The following is a 17,361-nucleotide window of genomic DNA, read 5'->3' on the forward strand; positions in this document are numbered from 1 at the left end:
AGGAGAAATTTGGATGATCAAACGCATAAGCCTTGCCCTGACCATTGCCGCCTTGGTGGCCGGTTGTAGCTCTGGCGTAAAACTCGACGAAGTACCCATCGAAGACAAAACCGCAAGCACGCTCAGCGGTGAAGCCAACGCCGGCGGCAACACCGGCAACGCCGCCCAGGGCAGTGGCGGCGTTGCCGGCGTCGACTTGACGCAACCGGCGCGGGATACCGCAGGCCCCGTGGGCATCGCCCGCATCGTCTACTTCGACTACGACAGCTACGTCATCAAACCCGAGTTCCAGACGCTGATCGAAGCCCACTCCCGTTTCATCAAAACCGACACCAAGCGCAAACTGATGCTCGAAGGGCACACCGACGAGCGTGGCGGCCGTGAATACAACCTGTCCCTGGGACAAAAGCGGGCCGAAGCCGTGCGCCGCGCACTGGGCCTGCTGGGCGTGCCGGACAGCCAGATGGAAGCCGTGAGCTTCGGCAAGGAAAAACTGGCAGTGCAAGGCCACACCGAAGAGGCGCACGCGCAAAACCGCCGAGTCGAAATGACCTACCGATGATGCCGGCCGCGACCATGATTGCTGCCGTGCTGCGGGCACTGGCTGCAGCCGCGCTGGCGCTGGCTTTGTTGCCGGCGGCCCGGGCGGCCCTGTTCGAAGATGGCGAGGCGCGCCGGGCCATACTGGAAATGCGCCAGCGCATCGATGACCTGCAGCAATCCCGGCAGCGCACAACCGAAGAACTGCGCAAAGGGGCTGACGAGAACGCCCAGTTGCGGCGCAGCCTGCTGGACCTGCAAACGCAGATCGAAACCCTGCGCGCAGAGCAGGCCAGGCTCAATGGCCAAAACGAGCAATTGCGGCGCGACCTGGGCGAGCTACAGCGCCGACAAAAAGACATCACCCAAGGGGTCGACGAACGGCTGCGCCAGTTCGAGCCGGTCAAGGTGAGCGTCGATGGCCGTGAGTTTCAGGCCGACCCGGCAGAAAAGCGCGATTTCGAGGCCGCTCTGGCGGTCTTTCGCGCGGGCAAATTTGCCGATGCGGGCTTGGCTTTTTCCAGCTTCGTGAGGCAGTATCCGCGCAGCGGTTTCATGCCGTCGGCGCGCTTTTGGCTCGGCAACGCGCAGTACGCGACCCGGGAGTACCAGGAGGCCATCGTCAACTTCAGGCAACTCCTGTCCGACACCCCGGGCCACGCCCGGGCGCCCGAAGCCGCCTTGTCGATCGCCAACTGCCAGATGGAGCTCAAAGACACCCGCAGCGCACGCAAAACGCTGGAAGACCTGCTGCAAGCCTATCCGCAATCGGAGGCTGCGCTGGCCGCCAAAGAGCGCTTGGCCTACTTGAAATAATGCCCGACCAAGAGACCGATCCGGAGCGTCGGTTTGGCGCCATCCGGCGGCTTTACGGCGCCCAAGCCGCCGCCCGGATACACCGCGCCCATATCGCCGTGGTCGGCATCGGCGGCGTCGGCTCCTGGGCCGCCGAGGCCCTGGCACGCACAGGCGTGGCGCAGATCACGCTGATCGACCTCGATCATGTGACCGAGTCGAACATCAACCGCCAGATTCAGGCCCTGACCGATACCGTAGGGCAGGCCAAGGTGCTGGCCATGCGTGACCGGATCGCCCGGATACACCCCGCATGCAAGGTCGCCTGCATCGAAGATTTCGTCGCCCCCGGAAACTGGCCCGGGCTTTTGCCAACCCCGGTGGACGCACTCATCGACGCCTGCGACCAAGTCCAAGCCAAATTGACCATGGCCCTGTGGGCCCGGACCGCAGGAACATGGCACATCACCGTGGGTGCCGCTGGCGGCAAGCGGCATGCCCACCAGGTAGAAATCGACGACCTTGCACGCGCAACCCATGACCCGCTGCTGGCGCAACTGCGCCAGCGGATACGCCGGCACCATCGCGCGCAGCGCGATGACCAATGCCTCCGCGCGCAGTGCGATGGCCAACACCTCCGCGCGCAGCGCGATGGCCAACACCTCCGCGCGCAGCGCGATGGCCAACACCTCCGCGCGCAGCGCGATGGCCAACACCTCCGCGCGCAGCGCGATGGCCAACACCTCCGCGCGCAGCGCGATGGCCAACACCTCCGCACGCAGCGCGATGAACAGCACCATCGCGCAGCACGCGACGGCCAGGAACTGGGCGTGACCAGCGTCTTCAGCCGTGAGCCCGTTGCCCTGCCAGAGGCGTCCTGCAAAATCGACAGTTCATTGAATTGCCACGGCTACGGCTCGATGGTGGCGGTGACGGCCACCTTCGGACAATGTGCGGCGGGGTGGGTGCTCGACCAATTGGCCACAGGCCGCGCAGCCCCGCGTTGCCGGTAAAAACGACGCTACAATTTAAGGCTTTTGCGCAGGCAGCCAGACTGCCTGCACGGCTTGGCATCGGTCGAACAGGTCGGGACGTTAGCTCAGTTGGTAGAGCAGCGGACTTTTAATCCGTTGGTCACAAGTTCGAATCTTGTACGTCCTACCACAAAACACCGTGCGAAACATAGAAATCCAGCTACATAAAACGTAGCATATTTCTGCTTTGCACGGGATGCCGCCCAGCACGGGCCAGGGACTCAGCCGTGCGCTTTCTTGCGCCCTGCGCTGCGCCGCTTTGGCTCCGACGCCTCGGACGGGGAGGAGCAGGGCAAACAGGCCGAACCCGGCCTTGACCGGGACGTATTTCTCGGCCCGGCGCTCGGCTTCGTCGAGCTCTTGAAATCATGGCCATTTCGAACCCGGCTTGGGAACTAACCGCGCCACAGACTCCAGCAGCGCCTCGGCCAGATGGGTTTGGACGGTCTGGCTGGCGCTCAGGCGCTGGCGCAGGTCGGCGCACAGGCTGCGCAGGGCTTCGACGCGGCTGACGATGCGGGCTTGTTCGACCAAGGGGGGGACAGGGAAAGCACAGAGCCTGAGCTGCGTCATGTTGATGGACGCCAGGTTCGTGGTCTGCTTGGACGCTGCGGCAAAGTAGGCGCGGGCCGTGACGGAGTTCAGGTACAGCTCGGCCCATACCGGGTTCCAGTCGGGCGAGGTGCCGCGCACCCTGAATACATGGTTTTGATGCAAACACACGGGCAGTTCGTCGCGCCATATCGCGGTGCGCCCCACTTTGTCCCGATTGCCGCCCTCGGTGATCAGCAAATCGCCACGGACGATCTGAAAGCGCTCCAGCTCGGATTGATCGATGACGACTTGCTTGACCGACGACAGATTCAAATGCCAGCGCTGTACATTGGCCACCCGCAGATAGGGCAAAAGAACGGGCGCGCTGATGGCTGCCTTGCGGCCCAGGATGACGCCGCTGGTAATCGCAGCGACATCGCCGAACCTTGCCCATTCCCAGCCCGGCGGTGCCCTGAACGGCGCTTCCTGTGCCTGCAGCGGCGCCAGCGCCTTGTCGGGCCTGAGTTGACCTGCGGCGATCAGTCGATCTTTTTCGGCGCAGATTTTTTGCAGCAGCCCGCTGGCCGGTTCTTCGCCCGGGTCCTGGGGCACGAGCAGGCCGCGCACGGCCAGTTGCAGCAGGGTTTGCTCCAGCGCGTCGACGGCCTCGGGGCGGTCGAACAGCAGGTCGAAATGGGTGCGCACGCGCTGCCAGTGGGCGCTCAGCTCTTGCGGCGTGTTGCTGCCGGTGAGCGTGCCCAGCAGGGTGTCGACGAGCCGGGCATGTTGCGCGGCCTCCAATGGGCCCCTGGCCTCCAACGTATCGCACAGGCGCATGAGTTCTTCGACGCGGGCGACGATGCGGCTTTGTTCGACCGCTGGCGGCAAGGCGATCAACAAATTCGACAGCGATTGCGTGTTCAGTGTCGTGCCCATCAGTGCTTCTTTGGAGACCCCCGTTTTGGAGACCGTGGGCAGCATGTATTTCAGGAAGTCGGTCACCAGACCGCACAGCGGCATCAAGGACACGATGGCTTCGTTGTGGTAGGCGGGCACGCGCAGCACCGAAATCTTGCCTATCGTGAGCTTGAAACTCATAATCAAGGTGCCCACGGGCAGTGGCTCATAGCCGAATACTTGCGCTCCACGGGCTGTGAGCTTGCGCTGGGTGTCAAAGACCTCGCCGAGGTGCGCCATGTCGGAAATACTGACCCAGGCATAGCCTTCCTGATCCCAATACTGCGGATCTTCGCTCGCCGGGGTCTTGCCGATACGAAACGGCAGCAACGCGCCAAGCCGCACCCACTCCCAGCCCGGCGGCAAGGCAAACGGCTTTTCGTGCTGCGCAATCTTGGCCTGCGCCTTGTTGCGCCGGATCTTGCCTTTGGCGATCAACCGGGCTTTCTGTTCCTGAATCGTTTGCAGCAGCTTGCTTGCCGGTTCATCGGCCGGGTCTTGCGGCACCAGCCTGCCTTGTACTGCCAGGCTCAGGATCAACTCGCGCAGTTTCGCCACGCCTGCCGGGGCGGTGACCACGAGATCCATGTTTGATAGCAGCATACGCTTGCCTTTCAAGCGCTGGCGAGCGATTGGCTCAAGATGTCTTTGAGTTGATTGCGCAGGGTTTGCGCTTCAGCCTGCAAGCGGGCGTAGTCGGCCAGCAGGGTGTCGGGGTCGTAGCATGCGGTCTTGTCGACATGCGGATTTTTCTGGTCGAGGTTGTAGTGGGCTGCGCGGATGGCGTCGATGCCGACCTTCCAGGCGTGCTCGTTTTCCACGCGCGCGGCAAAGCCGTCGGCCTCGTTGCCCCACCAGGCTTTCTCGTGGTCGAACTCCTGGATGCGGATGGGTTGGGTCTTGCTGTAGTTCTTGACGCCCGGCGGGTAGAGGTGCTCGTAGTACCACACATGGGTGGTGGGCGTGCCTTTGGTAAAGAACAGCAGGTTGGTCTTGATGCCGGTGTAGGGCGAGAACACGCCATGGGGCAGACGCACGATGGTGTGCAGGTTGCACTCGGCCAGCAACTGCTCCTTGATGCGGACTTTGGCGCCTTCGCCGAACAGGACGCCGTCGGGCAGCACCAGGGCGGCGCGGCCACCGGGCTTCAGGATATGTTTGATGAGCACCAGGAACAGGTCGGCGGTTTCCTTGGTGCGCAGATCGGCCGGGTAGCCATCGCATTCTTCCATACCGCCAAAGGGCGGGTTGGTGAACACCAGGTCGACGCGGTCGGCCGTGGTGTAGTCGCGCAGCGGGCGCATCAAAGCGTTGTCGTGCACGATCTGGCTGGGCACTTCGATGCCGTGCAGCAGCAGGTTGGTGACGCACAGTATGTGGGGCAGGTGTTTTTTTTCGACGCCGCGGATGCTGCTTTGCAGCATGACTTCGTCGGCGATGTTCCTGACCTGTTTGCGCAGGTGCTCGATGGCACAGACCAAAAAGCCGCCGGTACCGGTGGCGGGGTCGAGCACCACCTCTCCGAGCCGGGGGTTGCAGATGTCGACCATGAACTGCGTGACCGCTCGGGGCGTGTAGAACTCGCCGGCATTGCCCGCACTTTGCAAGTCTTTCAGGATTTTTTCGTACAGGTCGTTGAACTGATGGCGCTCGCTCTGGCGGTTGAAGTCGATGCCGTTGATCTTGTTGACCACCTGGCGCAGCAAGTGGCCGCTTTTCATGCAGTTGTAGGCATCTTCGAACACGCTGCGCACCACGTAGCCGCGCGGGTTGCGCAGTGGGTCGGCGCTCAGGTTTTTCAGGACGACAAAGAGCTGGTTGTCGACAAAGTCGAGCAGGGCGTCGCCCGTCATGCCCTCGACATCGGCCGCCCAGTGGCGCCAGCGCATGGGCTCCGGGATCGGGCTGTGGTAGGCGCCGCGGGTCAGTTCCAGTTCTTCTTCGAGCGCGTCGAACACTTTGAGAAACAGCAGCCAGGTGAGTTGGCTGATGCGCTGGGCGTCGCCATCGACGCCAGAGTCTTGGCGCATGATGTCCTGGATGGATTTGATGACGGAGGTGAGGTTGGACATGGGTTGTCTGCTTGGCAAATTTTCGGCTTGAACCCGGCATTGGGTTACTGTTTGTCTGCAGGAGAGAAATCATTGGGCGCCAGGGCATGACGCGCCGTCGGGTGACGCAGTCGGCAGGCGGTGATGTGAAATCCTGGTCTGCGATCACCCTCTTGCAGATCGGTATCCACACTCCAAATCCAGACCCTGCCCACTGCATATTGATGGCGCGGCTGTCCCCATTTTCTGCCACTTTCAGACAGACGGGACCGGCTTTGATGAAGCGCTTGGCGCTTGAGTGCGCAGGTGGTCACCGAATGAGGTTAGCACGTTGTCTCCTGGATCATTTTTTATTGATGCCCGTTGGCATGAGAGGCTAACCAGCGCGATAAATTTCACGCACCAGCGTCTGTAACGCAGCCTGGTATTGCGGGCGGCCGCCGAAACTGCGCACCAGTTCCACGGGGCTGCCCAGGTTGGTAAAAGGCTGGATCCTGAAAACTTCACTGCTTTCGATGGTGGTGATGCCTTCGTCGGCGTATTTGTCGAGCAGGGCTTGCAGCACCTTGCGCGCCATCGGGCCATAGGAACTGAAGGGTTTTCGTTTTTTGACGCGGGCCGCCCGCTCGCGCCGGGTCAGCGTGGGCTGGTCGTAGGCCACATGCAGCAGCAGGTCGAAGGGATCGAGGTTCTGCAGACCGGTGTCGGCCGCAACTACCTGTGCCGCCAGGGCGTTCAGCGGTATGCCATAGGCTTGCAATTCTTGCAGCAACGTGGTCTTGCGCTCGGCCTGCTGCCAGGTTTGCAGAAATTGGGCTAACGAATCGAAGCGCTTCAGCAGCTTGCTGCGGATGTCGCCACGCAGGTTTTCGGCGCACCATTGGCCTGCGGGGGCCTCCGGTGTGTCGCCAGGCGGGGTCTGGTCGGGAAGGTCCAGAGGGTCGATGAGGGCTGCGGACGGCTCCATGGGCTCGCCCGCCTTGGGCTCGTAGACCTGCACCGGGCCGCCGTCGAGGTCTTTGTCGGCAAAGAGTTCGGTGGCGCGTCTGAAGTCGATGATGGTGAACCAGCTTTTGCCCAGGTCTTCGTGCAAGCGGCTGCCCCAGCCGATGATTTGCTCGAACTGTGCCATCGACGGTATGTTCCGGTCGATCACGATGAGCTTGCAGGTGGCGGCATCGATCCCTGTGCTCGTCAGCTTGGAACTGGTGATGATGACGGGGAAGGTCTTTTCGGGGTTGATGAAGTTTTCCAGTTCGTGCTTGCCGTCGGCGTTGTCGCCGGCGATCTGCACCACGTAGCCGGGCTCGGTTGCGCACAGGTCGGCGTTGGCCTGGGTGAGGGCTTGGCGCATGCGGGCGGCATGGTCCGTGTTTTCGCAAAACACAATGGTTTTGGCGTAGCGGTCCGTGGCTTGGAGGTATTCGGTGATCCTGGCGGCTGCGGCCAGGTCGCGCTGTTCGGGCACGGGTTTGTGCAGCAGCACGCTGCTGGCGTAGTTTTCGATCAGTAGACCATAAGGGTCGGTCAGGTTTGCCATGGTGTGTCCGGTGAGGGTGTCGCGCTCCAGATCGACACGGATGATTTTGTAGGGTGCAAGGTAGCCGTCTTTGATGCCTTGCCGAAAACTGTAGCTGTAGATGGGCGCACCGAAGTAATCGCTGTCGACGGCGGTGCTGCTGAACCCGATCTGGGTGGCGCTGGCAAAGTAGTCGAGGATTTCGCGCCAAACCGAGTCTTCGGCCGCGCTGCCGTGGTGGCATTCGTCGACCACGATGAGGTCGAAAAAGTCGGGGCGGAACTGTTTGTAGATGTCGTTGTGCTTTTCGCCGGTGCCTGTGACGATCCGGCATGACGCAAGATAGATTTCGTAGCTTTTATCGACCTCTTTGGCGGTTTTTCTGTCCCCCCATTTGCGCTCGCCGGGCGCGTCGGCACGTTCCACGCCTTTGGCGTCAAAGCTGAGTTTGATCATCGCGCTCTTGAAGGGGCGAAAGTCATTGACCATGGCCTGGTTGATCAGGGTGTTGCTGTCGGCCAAAAACAAGATGCGTTTTCTGCTGTCGCTTTTCCAGAGGCGCCAGATGATCTGGAACGCGGTGCAGGTTTTTCCCGTGCCGGCGGCCATCACGAGCAGCGCGCGATTTTGACCGTTGGCAATGGCCTCCACCGTGCGGTTGATGGCTTTGAGCTGGTAGTAGCGCAGGGTCTTGCCTGGCGCGTAGTCGGACGCGGCCACCTGGCACACCTGCGGGCTCCAACCCCTGGCGGCGCAGTATCTGTCCCATAGTTCGGCGGGGGAAGGGAATTCGTCGAGCGTCAACTGGCGCTCGGGCGCGGCATCGGCGCGCGTGGCGTCGCGCAGCACCAGGCCGTCGCCATTGCCGGCAAAGCAAAAGGGCGCATCCAGCAGCCGGGCGCAGTCGATGGCCGGCAGCAGGCCCTCGCCCGCCATGTGCTGGCTGGCCTGCACCACGGCCAGCGGGATGTTGGCTTTGTAGAACAGCACGAAGTCGGCGCGCAGTTCGGTGGAGCTATCGCGCCGGGCTTCGTTGCCACACACCATCACCCGCCCTGGACGCAAAGGGTAGGCGCGGTAGATCTGGTCCATGCTGCTCCAGCCCGCTTTTTCCATGGCGGGACGGATAAGCTTGTCGCAGATGTCATTTTTTCTGAGGTTGCTCATTCTTTCCCCCGAATGCCGACGCACACAAGCCTCAAGCCTATGGGCATTCCTTGTCCCTCATTCCGAGCAAGGATTATGCGGCGGCGCCGCACTGGCGATGAGAACCAACCCCTGTTGCTCTGGCATCAGAAAGGGGCTGGCTCCGGGTCCACAGGCCGCCGCAGCGCAGCACCATCGGGGCCTGCCGGTGCCGTCACCGGGGCTGCGGCCACCCCATGACCCTGGTCTGCCGCGCCACCGAGCGCCTCGATCAAGTCCGGGATCAGCAGGGCCAGCTCGCCCGTGGCGATGGCCACATCGGTGTCAAAACCGCTGTCGTCGGCCGAGGTGCCTTCGCGCACTGTGTCCAGAAAAGACAGTTTTTTGATCTGCAAGCCCTCGGTCAGCACGAAGGACACGCGGCCATCCCATGTCAGCGCGAGCTGGGTGGGCAGCTTGCCAGCGGCGATATGGGCCTGGATTTCCTCGATATCGAGCGGGTGGCGGGCGTAGCGCACAACGGCCTTGGTTTCGCTGGCGCTCTTGAGCTCGCATTCGCGGTCGACACTGAAACCTGCGGGCGGCTCCTGCGTGCTGAGCCAGTGCGACATCGCGGCCTGCGGGCTGGTTCGGGTATCGATCGGCGCGACCGACAGGCCCGGCAGCAGTTCGACCAGCAGGGTCACCACCTCGTCGGCACGGCTCTGGCTGGCGGTGTCGAGCACCAGCAGGCGCGCTGCCATGTCGATCCACACCCACATCGCCCCCTGCTGGGTGAAAGCCAGCGGCAGCAGGTCCAGCCTGGCCTCGTCCTTGAGCGCCCGGCTTTCCTTTTTGCCGGGTTTACGGCCGGTTTGCTGCTCGATATGCCCGGCTTTTTCCTTGACCTTGCGCGCCAGCACCGGACCGGGCAGCAGCTTGGTTTCGACCATGCAGCGCAAGATCCATTGGCCCCCGACCGATTCGGCCAACAGGCCATGCGCACCGCGTGGCGGCGTCCAGCCCAGGGATTGTTCCTGCGTGGCGCCGCATTCGATGAAGGGCGCCTTGGCCAGCGCTTGTTCCAGTTGCGTCAGTTGCATCTGCCAATGCGGCGCGATGCGGTACACGATGATGTTTTTGAACACTGAAAAACCTTTTGATCATGGGGTCGTCGAACGGACTGTTTTGGTTTGCGCTGAAAGTACTATTGTTTTGACAGCAGAAAAAACGTTTGAATCCAGCGCCGACCGGCATTTTGATACAGGTCAACGAAGCGGTAGCAGCATGGGGCTGCTGCGCCCGATGGACCCGGCCCTGGCCCCTTGCGCAGGGGTCGATACGGCTAGTGTCGCGTCACCGATCATCTGTCGGTCTGCGCTGGCCATCGAAGCGCATCGCGGCGTTGCATCGCTTGCCAATACAGCTCGGTATGGGCCGCGCGATGCGCCTTGCGCTGCGCTCCGATGGCTGCGCGCAGCCTGCGACATCTGATCGGTGACGCGACACTAGGCGCAAAACCGGCTGTGGGCAAATCTGGGGATGGTTCCGGCACAAGCGACGGTTCATCCACAGACATCGGCCTGCACCGGTTTTTGTCCCCACCACGATGACAGCGGCAAGGGGGGTCGGTGCACAGGCTTGGCCTGCGGCCAAGTGCGCACCAACATTGGAAAAAAAGCACTTGTGCACAGACAGGCCGGCATCTTACTACTACGACTATTCCTTATATGAAAGACATAGAAAGACAGGGACATTGCCAACCCCAGCCGGGGCGGGCGACGGTGCAGCGGCGCCTGTTCAGGCCCGCAGTGCTGTCCATGCTCATGTGATGCTGTAGCCCTCTTGCGCAATCGCTGCGGCCAGGGCTTCGCGCGGCGCGCTGCTGGCAACATCGACCTTGCCGCTGGCGCGGTCTATGTGCACGGTGGCCTGGGGGTCCAACCGTTGCACGGCCTGGGTGACGGCACGCTCGCAATGGCCGCAGCTCATGCCTTGCACTTGGAAGGTGGTGGTTTGCATGGGGTTTCCTTGTATCTTTGGTTTACGGGGAAATAAGAGGGGCCACAGGCAATAGGCCGTTCGCGTGGTGGATGGACGAGCAAGATTCACGTCGTTGTCGATGCGCTCGGTAGCCCAGTGCGTTGGCTGCTCACTGGTGGCGAGGTAGCCGATATTACACAAGCCAAGTCGCTGTTGGAAGGCTTGAAAACCGATGCGGTACTGGCTGACAAGGGCTACGATGCCGATGCCCTGATTGACAGCATAATCGGATCAAGCAATTCCGAAGAATCGCAACTCGTTATGAAAAGCTGGCGCGTAACTACCTGTCGTTTCTCAATCTGGTTTGTACTTATATTTGGATTACTTGATTGTTAACACGCCCTGGCGTTTCGTCCTGGCTGGCCATCGAGACATACATGGTCGCCTCGACATCGGGCGTCAGGTGGTAGGCGCGCGCGCATCTCCTGGTAGAACTTAACGTTCGGACTGCCGGAGCAAGGCCACCAGGGTCTGAGTCGCAGTCGTCTGCTGCAACGCCGCCGGGACGTCCGAGATCGAATGGGCCAGGCCCATGTGGTTGTACGTTTCCGTGCGGACCTGGTCCGTCAGCGCGACGCGAAATGCTTCGGCATCGACCCACGTCTCGCACCCGTAGCGCTCGCGATTGACGACCAGTGGATCGTGGATCTGGATCTGGTGTCCGTCTTCGGAGACGGCGGTGACCAGCAGCGCGTGAAGGTACGCGGGATTCTGCGAATAGAAGACGTCGTGCGTGAGCCGACTGGTGTTGACCCAGACCACCGCGCCGCCATTCGATCGGCAAAGACGGGCAAGTTGGTCCAGTCCGTCCGGCCCGTCGATGGGGGCGGATTCCATCCTGGCGCCCAGGCGAGTGCAGCCCAGCAGGCCGACGTCCTGTACGGCGAAGGTGTACTCGGGATAGCCCCATTCATCGAGGCCGCAGCGGAACAGGTAGCCCTCGCCGAGTTCCAGCATCCTGGACTCGTTCACGGGTGTGCCGCGACGGTTCAGCAGCTGGGCGAGGCTGCCGGTGAAGCAGTTGACCGCCACGGCGGGAAAGCGATGGACGTGCTGTGGTGATGCGGTCTCAGGCGGCATGTTGGACCTGCAGGTAGTTGAGGCGCTTTCGGGTAGCTTGCCGGATGTTCCAGAAATAGATGCAGCCGATGGCGAACTCGAAGACCGAGCCAATGATCCAGATCCGTGGCAGCCATGCCGGATCACCTGCGCCGTGGTGCGTCGCCAGGTAGATCAAGGGGAGGCTGAGGCCCCACATCAGGCCGATCCGGGTGACCAGGATGAATCGCGTCATCCCGAAGCCCTCAAGCACTGCCGCACCCGTCATGGAGAACACGAACGACGCCGAAAAGGTCCACAGCACCCGAGTGGTGTCGACGGCGGTGGTCTGGATCTGCACATCGGTCGTCGAAAGGCCGAACGGCTCGAGCAACATCATGGGCGCGAGCAATTGCGCCAGGCTCACGACGAGGACGTATGCGCCTTCGATCAACAACGTCACCTTGAGGATCGGCGGGATCTGCTCGTATTCGTTGCGGCCGATGGCGTTGCTGCAAAGCACGCTGCAGCCGATGCCCAACCCGATGATGGGAATGATTGCGAGGTAGTTCAGCGTCAGGTTGACGTTGTTGGCCGCCAGTGCAATCGGCCCGAGGACTGCGGCCAGCCAGACGAAGCTGGTATTTCCGAGTTCGTCCATGCCCGCTGCCGTACCCGACGCGAAGCCGCGGCGAAGTCGAAGTACGACCTGCGCGCGCAGCGCCGCCTTTCCCGCATCCGCCCAATGCTTCAGGCCCTCCCTGAGGAAGCCATGCGGCAACTGCCACGCATAGCACACCAGCATCGAGACGCAACCGACGAGCGTGCCCAGGGCGGATCCGCGCATGCCGAGTTCGGGCAGGCCGAAACGGCCGAAGACGAGGCCGTAGATGGCCAGCGCGGCGACGACTTGGCCGAGCAGCCCGACATACAGCGAGATCCGGGTCTTGCCGATGCCGTTGAAGTAGGCGGACATCGACACGTTGAGTACCATCACGGCGCCGAAGAGCGCGGAGAGCTCCAGGAAGCTCGACTCCAGGGCGCGAATTGCGGGTGGGCGGTCGCTCAGCGAGGGGATCATGCCGAGCAGCGGTGACAGGCACAGCAGGATCAGCCCGAGGCCTGCTGCGATGAGCATGCCCAGCACGCCTTCAGCCCGCGCCGCCGGTTCTCCGGAACGACCGAAAGCCTGCGCCACACACGAGCGGGAGAGGTTGGTGGTCGCGGTGAAGAAGGTGATGACGGTCATTGCGGTGAAGACCGCGGGGCCGGATGCTGCCAGGGTGTCGCTGGAGTACTGCGCCAGGCAGATCCGGTCGACCAGCATCATCAGGAGGTTGCCGGCCATCGTCCCCATCAGAGGCAAGGACATGCGCACTACTTCGCGCGCTAGGCCCAGGTCGAGTTTTCGGGTCGCTGTCGTCATGCTGGCTCTTGTTCCGTGTTGCAGTGCTCGGCCCAGCGTCGGCGCACCAGCATTGTCGACGGGCGCAAACCGCTGGCTAGTGTCGCGTCACCGATCATCTGTCGGTCTGCGCTGGCCATCGAAGCGCATCGCGGCGTTGCATCGCTTGCCAATACGCTCGGTATTGGCTGCGCGATGCGCCTTGCGCTGCGCTCCGATGGCTGCGCGCAGCCTACGACATCTGATCCGTGACGCGACACTAGGACGCTATGGTTATTTCACGCTGACCGCAAGATTTTCCCGCACTGGCAGCGCTTTGAACGCACGGCGGTTGCCAAGGCCGGCAAGGCCGCACCGAGGTCGTGTGGCGGAACCCCGGTTGCAGCGCAGCGCTGATCGGGCAGCAGGCACAGCAAAGGTTGATCGCATGAGCCGCAACAAGAAACCCCGCAAGACCTACCGGGCGCGCCCGGTCACCGCGCACACCGTGGCGCTGGCCATGCACTACGCCGCCAAACCTGCGCAGGCCGACCGCGCCCAAGTTCTGGGCACCCTCGCGCAGTGCATCAGGGCACTGCGCGCGTTGCGGTAAGCGGCACATGGCGCCCTTTGCCCGTCTTGCTGGTATGTAAGACGGCATGGTCTTCGTGCAGATCGCGCCTGGCCAAAGCGCACAACTCGCCGGCGCGCATGCCGGTCAGCAGCGCCGCCGACATGCACACCGCCATCGCCTCGCTCACACTGCGCACCGGCTGGCCAGCACCGCGCCAGCCCAACTGCCTGAGCATGCGTCGAACCTGCGGGCCGGCGATGAGCACCTCGCGGTGATCGGGCGCCGCAGGGCGCGTCACATCCTTCATCGAGTTGACCGGTATCCCCCCACTCGCGCCGCGCAATCTCCAGCACATGGCCCAGCAGCGTGAGCTTGGTAGGCGAGACCTTCTGGGCATAGTCACGCAAGGCATCACGCAGGGTCTTGGTATTCCCGGGCGCAGCGTGCCTGGCCTGTCGCAGTTGCGCGGGGTGCCGCTGAGCCCAGGCGAGCGCCTCGCGCCTGGTGTCAAAGGTGCCGCTGTCACGCACGCACGCCACCTCGATTTGCACGTTCCAGCAGCCGGCAGCCGTCTTCTTGGGAGTCGCCATTTGGGGATCCGCTGGGGGAAATTTTGGGGACAACGGCGTGCAAACATCTGCGAGACACGCACTCCAGAAAACCCCAAGCGCCCGTAACCCCTTGATTTATCTACGATTGTGCGGTGGCTGCACAATCACGAACATTGGTGTGGTGCCCGGGGCCGGAATCGAACCGGCACTCCTTTCGGAACTTGATTTTGAGTCAAGCGCGTCTACCAATTTCGCCACCCGGGCGGTGACTCGTGAGGCCGCAGATTATGGCACAGTAGGGCGTATGAAATATCCGACGATCGAAGACGCAGTAGGCCATACGCCGCTGGTGGTGCTGCAGCGCATCGGGGCCAGGGACAACGGCGCACGCGGCACGGTGGTGCTGGGCAAGCTGGAAGGCAACAACCCTGCGGGATCGGTCAAAGACCGGCCTGCGCTGTCCATGATCAGCCGTGCGCAAGAGCGGGGCGATATCCGCCCGGGCGATACGCTGATCGAGGCGACCTCGGGCAACACCGGCATCGCGCTGGCGATGGCGGCGGCGATCAAGGGCTATCGCATGGTGCTGGTGATGCCGGAGGATCTGTCGATCGAGCGCGCGCAGACCATGAGGGCTTTTGGTGCCGAACTGGTGCTGACACCGAAAAGCGGGGGCATGGAGCATGCGCGCGATCTGGCCGAAGCCATGCAAAAGCGTGGCCAGGGCAAGGTGCTCGATCAGTTTGCCAATGCCGACAACCCGCGCATCCATTACGAAACCACGGGCCCCGAGATTTGGCAGCAGACCGACGGGCGCATCACGCATTTCGTCAGCGCCATGGGCACCACGGGCACCATCACGGGGGTGTCGCGCTTGCTCAAGGAAAAGAACCCGGCGGTCCGCATCATCGGTGCGCAGCCTGAGGAAGGCGCGCGCATTCCCGGCATCCGCAAGTGGCCGCAGGAATATCTGCCCCGGATTTATGAGCCGAGCAGGGTGGACGAACTGGTGTTCGTGAACCAGGACCATGCCGAAGACATGTGCCGCCGCCTGGCGCGTGAAGAGGGTATTTTTGCGGGGATCTCCTCAGCGGGTGCTTGCTGGGTGGCGCAGCAGATCGCCGCGCGCGTCAGCGACGCCACCATCGTGTTCATCGTCTGTGACCGTGGTGACCGGTATTTGTCGACGGGCGTCTTTCCGGCCTGATTCCATTCCCGAATCATCCGTGCACTTTGTCGGCGTCGCTTGCCGTACATTCGTACTGCCTGTGCTTTGCCTTCGCGTTCACGAACGATTTAGAGATGGAATGGGTGGCGGCGCCACAGGATTTGAATCAAGGGGCTGTTGGCGCTCGATCCGATCGAGCATGCAGTTATTGAAAAAAGAGCAACGATGAACTACGAAACCCGCCACTGCACGCATTGCGCGACGGCGCTGCAAGCCATTACCGCGCCCGAAGACGGGGGCGACAAGGAGCGGCTGCGCTGCCCTGCCTGCGGCTGGACGCATTGGAACAACCCCACGCCGGTGCTGGCGGCCATTGTGGAGATCGGCGGCAAGGTGCTGCTGGCGCGCAATGCGGCCTGGCCCGCGAAGATGTTTGCATTGATCACCGGCTTCATGGAGGCGGGCGAGTCGCCCCGGCAGGGCATTGCGCGCGAGGTCAAGGAAGAGACCGACCTCGATGTGCGCTCGACCACCCTGGTCGGCGTTTACGAGTTCCTGCGCATGAACCAGGTGATCATTGCCTACCATGTGCTGGCCGAGGGGCAGGTGCGCCTGTCTGCTGAACTGGCGGACTACCGGCTGTATGAGTTGGCGGACCTGCGCTGCTGGCCTGCAGGCACCGGCTATGCGCTGGCCGACTGGTTGCGCACGCGCGGGCATGAGCCGGTGTTCTTCAGCGCCGAAGAAAATGCCGAGCGCCGGCGCGGGCTGGACCTGCCGCCCAAGGATCGATGAGCCATGGACATTCACAAAGAAGTCGATGCCCGGGGCCTGAACTGCCCCCTTCCGATCCTCAAGGCGAAAAAGGCCCTGGCCGACATGGCCAGCGGCCAACTGCTCAAGGTGCTGGCCACCGACAGCGGGTCGTTGCGGGATTTTCAGGCGTTTTCCAGGCAGACAGGCAATGCGCTGGTGGAGCAAAAGACGGTGGGCGAGGAATATGTCCATGTCCTGCGCCGGCGTTGACGGGGCCGAAAGACTCAGGAACCGGCCGGGCGCCCCCGCTTTTGCCCAAGAGCCAGCAGGTTGTCGCGCAGCGTCTGCATCAACGGCGACCAGCCCGCGCCGGGGCGCGACAGCAACTCCACGGCACGCGGCACATGCAGTGCGGCGACGGGCAGCACGCCAAATTGCTGATCTTCGACCTGCCGCATGAACGAGCGCGGCACCATCGTCACCAGGTCGGTGGCGGCCAGCACTGACAGGTTCAGGCCGGAGACGAACGGCACTTCCATCACGACCCGGGGCGCGGGCAGTTGGTGGCGCGCAAAGATCCCGGCGATCGTCATCGATAGCGCCGCATTGGCCGGTCCGGTGATCCAGCCATAAGCGGCCACATCGGCCAGGCCCACGCGCGCGCGTTGCAGCAACGGGTGCCTGGTTCGTACCAGGGGCAGCATCGGGTCGTTGTCGATCCTGGTCCGGTCAGCGTCGAGCCGCTGGCCTTCGTACACCGGCACCAGCGCCAAGTCCAGCGCGCCTTCATGCAGCAGGGCCGCCAGCGCATCCGAGCGATCGACGCGCAGATGCACCCGCAGTCCCGGGCGCTGGGCCAGCAAGGAGCCCAGTGCCAGCGCAACGCGGTTGCCCGCCGTGGTGTCGGTCACGCCCACGCGCAGCAGGCCCGATTGCCGCGCCCGCATCTCATTGGCCAGCAGCACGAGGTCGGCGTAATCGGCGCGCAGGCGATGCGCTTGCCCGAGCATCCGCTGCCCGGCCGAAGTCAGGGCCATGCCGCGTGCGCTGCGCTCGAACAGGGGCAGGTCGAACTCGGCCTCGACCCGCTGCACGGCCTTGGTGAGTGCCGATTGGGTGACGCCCAGTTCATCGGCGGCGGCCGAAAGCAGGCCGGTCTTGGCAACGGCGAGGAAATACTCGATATCGCGGATCGACAAGGGCATTCCTGCAGTTTATGGCTTCCCCCCGGGTCAGGAATGGGTCGGGCCGGTGGCGGCACTTAGATTGTCGGCATCCGCACTTTTGCAAAG

General features: G+C 63.0%; 17 protein-coding genes, 2 tRNA genes and 2 pseudogenes. 11 read left to right on the forward strand and 10 right to left on the reverse strand.

What is annotated here, in order from left to right; translation table 11 throughout:
• Nucleotides 1–13: 13 nt before the first annotated feature.
• The 5 genes and pseudogenes from pal (at nt 14) to VEIS_RS04995 (ending at nt 2,499) form a co-directional block, all read left to right on the forward strand.
• A complete protein-coding gene (gene pal / locus VEIS_RS04980) occupies nt 14–562 on the forward strand; it encodes a peptidoglycan-associated lipoprotein Pal (RefSeq protein ID WP_011808801.1) in 549 nt (182 codons plus the stop codon).
• A complete protein-coding gene (gene ybgF / locus VEIS_RS04985) occupies nt 559–1,356 on the forward strand; it encodes a tol-pal system protein YbgF (RefSeq protein WP_011808802.1) in 798 nt (265 codons plus the stop codon). Before pal ends, ybgF begins: the two co-directional genes overlap by 4 nt.
• Nucleotides 1,356–1,958, forward strand: a pseudogene (locus VEIS_RS29575) (tRNA threonylcarbamoyladenosine dehydratase); the annotation flags it as partial. The gene ybgF and the pseudogene VEIS_RS29575, both read left to right, overlap by 1 nt.
• A 171-nt stretch (nt 1,959–2,129) precedes the next feature.
• Nucleotides 2,130–2,348 (forward strand): annotated as a pseudogene (locus tag VEIS_RS30225) (tRNA threonylcarbamoyladenosine dehydratase); the annotation flags it as partial.
• A 75-nt stretch (nt 2,349–2,423) separates the two neighbouring features.
• A tRNA-Lys gene (locus VEIS_RS04995) sits at nt 2,424–2,499 on the forward strand.
• A 236-nt stretch (nt 2,500–2,735) separates the two neighbouring features.
• Here VEIS_RS04995 and VEIS_RS05000 read toward each other — a convergent pair.
• The 4 genes from VEIS_RS05000 to VEIS_RS05015 form a co-directional block, all read right to left on the reverse strand.
• Nucleotides 2,736–4,463 carry a restriction endonuclease subunit S gene (locus VEIS_RS05000; protein WP_011808804.1) on the reverse strand — a complete coding sequence of 576 codons (1,728 nt, stop codon included), beginning with the start codon at nt 4,461–4,463 and terminating at the stop codon, nt 2,736–2,738.
• 11 nt (nt 4,464–4,474) lie between these two features.
• On the reverse strand, nt 4,475–5,932 hold the full coding sequence (locus VEIS_RS05005) for a type I restriction-modification system subunit M (RefSeq protein ID WP_011808805.1): 1,458 nt from the start codon (nt 5,930–5,932) through the stop codon (nt 4,475–4,477).
• A 355-nt stretch (nt 5,933–6,287) separates the two neighbouring features.
• Nucleotides 6,288–8,597, reverse strand: a complete 2,310-nt coding sequence (hsdR, locus tag VEIS_RS05010) for an EcoAI/FtnUII family type I restriction enzme subunit R (RefSeq protein WP_011808807.1) — start codon at nt 8,595–8,597, stop codon at nt 6,288–6,290.
• Nucleotides 8,598–8,722: 125 nt separating this feature from the next.
• Complete coding sequence (locus VEIS_RS05015; RefSeq protein ID WP_011808808.1) at nt 8,723–9,703, reverse strand: recombination-associated protein RdgC; 981 nt, start codon at nt 9,701–9,703, stop codon at nt 8,723–8,725.
• A 200-nt stretch (nt 9,704–9,903) separates the two neighbouring features.
• On the opposite strand from VEIS_RS05015, the gene VEIS_RS28275 reads away from it, so the two are divergent.
• Nucleotides 9,904–10,056, forward strand: a complete 153-nt coding sequence (locus VEIS_RS28275) for a hypothetical protein (RefSeq protein ID WP_232287849.1) — start codon at nt 9,904–9,906, stop codon at nt 10,054–10,056.
• A 323-nt stretch (nt 10,057–10,379) separates the two neighbouring features.
• On the opposite strand, the gene VEIS_RS05020 is transcribed toward VEIS_RS28275, so the two are convergent.
• Nucleotides 10,380–10,577 carry a heavy-metal-associated domain-containing protein gene (locus VEIS_RS05020; RefSeq protein ID WP_011808810.1) on the reverse strand — a complete coding sequence of 66 codons (198 nt, stop codon included), beginning with the start codon at nt 10,575–10,577 and terminating at the stop codon, nt 10,380–10,382.
• An 84-nt stretch (nt 10,578–10,661) separates the two neighbouring features.
• Here VEIS_RS05020 and VEIS_RS31460 point away from each other — a divergent pair, with 84 nt between their 5' ends.
• Nucleotides 10,662–10,934 (forward strand): transposase, encoded by a 273-nt coding sequence (locus VEIS_RS31460; RefSeq protein WP_407831854.1) that lies wholly within the window; start codon nt 10,662–10,664, stop codon nt 10,932–10,934.
• Between the two features lie 99 nt (nt 10,935–11,033).
• On the opposite strand, the gene VEIS_RS05025 is transcribed toward VEIS_RS31460, so the two are convergent.
• Nucleotides 11,034–11,678: a hypothetical protein gene (locus VEIS_RS05025; RefSeq protein WP_011808811.1), complete on the reverse strand. Its 645-nt coding sequence runs from the start codon at nt 11,676–11,678 to the stop codon at nt 11,034–11,036.
• Nucleotides 11,668–13,062 carry an MATE family efflux transporter gene (locus tag VEIS_RS05030; protein WP_011808812.1) on the reverse strand — a complete coding sequence of 465 codons (1,395 nt, stop codon included), beginning with the start codon at nt 13,060–13,062 and terminating at the stop codon, nt 11,668–11,670. Before VEIS_RS05030 ends, VEIS_RS05025 begins: the two co-directional genes overlap by 11 nt.
• A 79-nt stretch (nt 13,063–13,141) precedes the next feature.
• On the opposite strand from VEIS_RS05030, the gene VEIS_RS28280 reads away from it, so the two are divergent.
• Nucleotides 13,142–13,633 (forward strand): hypothetical protein, encoded by a 492-nt coding sequence (locus VEIS_RS28280; RefSeq protein WP_157048402.1) that lies wholly within the window; start codon nt 13,142–13,144, stop codon nt 13,631–13,633.
• Here the strand turns inward: VEIS_RS28280 and VEIS_RS29580 are convergent.
• Complete coding sequence (locus VEIS_RS29580; protein WP_041949817.1) at nt 13,608–13,901, reverse strand: site-specific integrase; 294 nt, start codon at nt 13,899–13,901, stop codon at nt 13,608–13,610. The two genes, VEIS_RS28280 and VEIS_RS29580, sit on opposite strands and share 26 nt — an antisense overlap.
• A gap of 423 nt (nt 13,902–14,324) precedes the next feature.
• Nucleotides 14,325–14,409 (reverse strand) — tRNA-Leu (locus VEIS_RS05040).
• Nucleotides 14,410–14,449: 40 nt separating this feature from the next.
• On the opposite strand from VEIS_RS05040, the gene cysM reads away from it, so the two are divergent.
• The 3 genes from cysM (at nt 14,450) to VEIS_RS05055 (ending at nt 16,339) form a co-directional block, all read left to right on the forward strand.
• Nucleotides 14,450–15,352: a cysteine synthase CysM gene (gene cysM, locus VEIS_RS05045; protein ID WP_011808814.1), complete on the forward strand. Its 903-nt coding sequence runs from the start codon at nt 14,450–14,452 to the stop codon at nt 15,350–15,352.
• A 186-nt stretch (nt 15,353–15,538) separates the two neighbouring features.
• Complete coding sequence (locus VEIS_RS05050; RefSeq protein ID WP_011808815.1) at nt 15,539–16,108, forward strand: NUDIX hydrolase; 570 nt, start codon at nt 15,539–15,541, stop codon at nt 16,106–16,108.
• A 3-nt stretch (nt 16,109–16,111) separates the two neighbouring features.
• Nucleotides 16,112–16,339 carry a sulfurtransferase TusA family protein gene (locus VEIS_RS05055; protein ID WP_011808816.1) on the forward strand — a complete coding sequence of 76 codons (228 nt, stop codon included), beginning with the start codon at nt 16,112–16,114 and terminating at the stop codon, nt 16,337–16,339.
• Between the two features lie 14 nt (nt 16,340–16,353).
• Here the strand turns inward: VEIS_RS05055 and VEIS_RS05060 are convergent, their stop codons facing one another.
• A complete protein-coding gene (locus tag VEIS_RS05060) occupies nt 16,354–17,274 on the reverse strand; it encodes a LysR family transcriptional regulator (protein WP_011808817.1) in 921 nt (306 codons plus the stop codon).
• Between the last annotated feature and the right edge of the window lie 87 nt (nt 17,275–17,361).

The organism is Verminephrobacter eiseniae EF01-2 (genome assembly GCF_000015565.1).
GTDB lineage: Bacteria > Pseudomonadota > Gammaproteobacteria > Burkholderiales > Burkholderiaceae_C > Acidovorax > Acidovorax eiseniae.

Excerpts from the sequence above, each read along its gene's own strand:
- pal (WP_011808801.1), top strand. The coding sequence starts at position 14 with ATGATCAAACGCATAAGCCTTGCCCTGACCATTGCCGCCTTGGTGGCC.
- ybgF (WP_011808802.1), top strand. The coding sequence starts at position 559 with ATGATGCCGGCCGCGACCATGATTGCTGCCGTGCTGCGGGCACTGGCT.
- VEIS_RS05000 (WP_011808804.1), bottom strand. The coding sequence starts at position 4,463 with ATGCTGCTATCAAACATGGATCTCGTGGTCACCGCCCCGGCAGGCGTG.
- VEIS_RS05005 (WP_011808805.1), bottom strand. The coding sequence starts at position 5,932 with ATGTCCAACCTCACCTCCGTCATCAAATCCATCCAGGACATCATGCGC.
- hsdR (WP_011808807.1), bottom strand. The coding sequence starts at position 8,597 with ATGAGCAACCTCAGAAAAAATGACATCTGCGACAAGCTTATCCGTCCC.
- VEIS_RS05020 (WP_011808810.1), bottom strand. The coding sequence starts at position 10,577 with ATGCAAACCACCACCTTCCAAGTGCAAGGCATGAGCTGCGGCCATTGC.
- VEIS_RS05025 (WP_011808811.1), bottom strand. The coding sequence starts at position 11,678 with ATGCCGCCTGAGACCGCATCACCACAGCACGTCCATCGCTTTCCCGCC.
- VEIS_RS05030 (WP_011808812.1), bottom strand. The coding sequence starts at position 13,062 with ATGACGACAGCGACCCGAAAACTCGACCTGGGCCTAGCGCGCGAAGTA.
- VEIS_RS29580 (WP_041949817.1), bottom strand. The coding sequence starts at position 13,901 with ATGAAGGATGTGACGCGCCCTGCGGCGCCCGATCACCGCGAGGTGCTC.
- cysM (WP_011808814.1), top strand. The coding sequence starts at position 14,450 with ATGAAATATCCGACGATCGAAGACGCAGTAGGCCATACGCCGCTGGTG.
- VEIS_RS05050 (WP_011808815.1), top strand. The coding sequence starts at position 15,539 with ATGAACTACGAAACCCGCCACTGCACGCATTGCGCGACGGCGCTGCAA.
- VEIS_RS05055 (WP_011808816.1), top strand. The coding sequence starts at position 16,112 with ATGGACATTCACAAAGAAGTCGATGCCCGGGGCCTGAACTGCCCCCTT.
- VEIS_RS05060 (WP_011808817.1), bottom strand. The coding sequence starts at position 17,274 with ATGCCCTTGTCGATCCGCGATATCGAGTATTTCCTCGCCGTTGCCAAG.